A 471-nucleotide genomic window follows, 5' to 3' on the forward strand; every position below is an offset into this window, starting at 1 on the left:
GTGGAAGAACTGCGAGGGAGATTTGAATACCAGTCTCCAGTTCGTCAATCTGGCATTCCTTGTCTTACTGCTGCGCAGAAAAAATACTGAATAGCCTCTGAGCCGGTTACCGGCATTCATCCGGTCAGCCTGCATTTACCTGACGCTGTCACCACACTCTATCCTGCCGAACCGATTGACGTGGCGCCGCTGGCAGGCTGGCGTGTGCAAAATCACACCGTGGTGGCGCTGAAACTGCGCAATACGGCGAAACGCCCGCTCACGCTTGACCCGCGTGCCTTGCAGGGGCAGTTTGTCGCCGCGACATTCCAGCATCGCTGGTTGGGAACAGCCGGCACACCGGAAGATACCACGGTGCTGTATCTGGTGGTTAAAGGACAGCCGGAGAACGCCTTTATTCCTGAGCCGGACGCGGTGAAAGCGGGAGACCGTCATGCAGATTAAATCCAACAGTCTGGTGAAAATACTGGT

2 pseudogenes are annotated in these 471 nt (G+C 55.8%); both read left to right on the forward strand.

Features of this window, described 5'->3' with window-relative positions:
* Positions 1-94: pseudogene (locus Xinn_RS21495) on the forward strand (IS5/IS1182 family transposase); the annotation flags it as partial.
* Positions 95-99: 5 nt separating this feature from the next.
* A pseudogene (locus Xinn_RS21500) lies at positions 100-444 on the forward strand (DUF3438 family protein); the annotation flags it as partial.
* Positions 445-471 lie beyond the last annotated feature (27 nt).

The sequence above is a fragment of the Xenorhabdus innexi genome, assembly GCF_002632485.1.
Classification (GTDB): domain Bacteria; phylum Pseudomonadota; class Gammaproteobacteria; order Enterobacterales; family Enterobacteriaceae; genus Xenorhabdus; species Xenorhabdus innexi.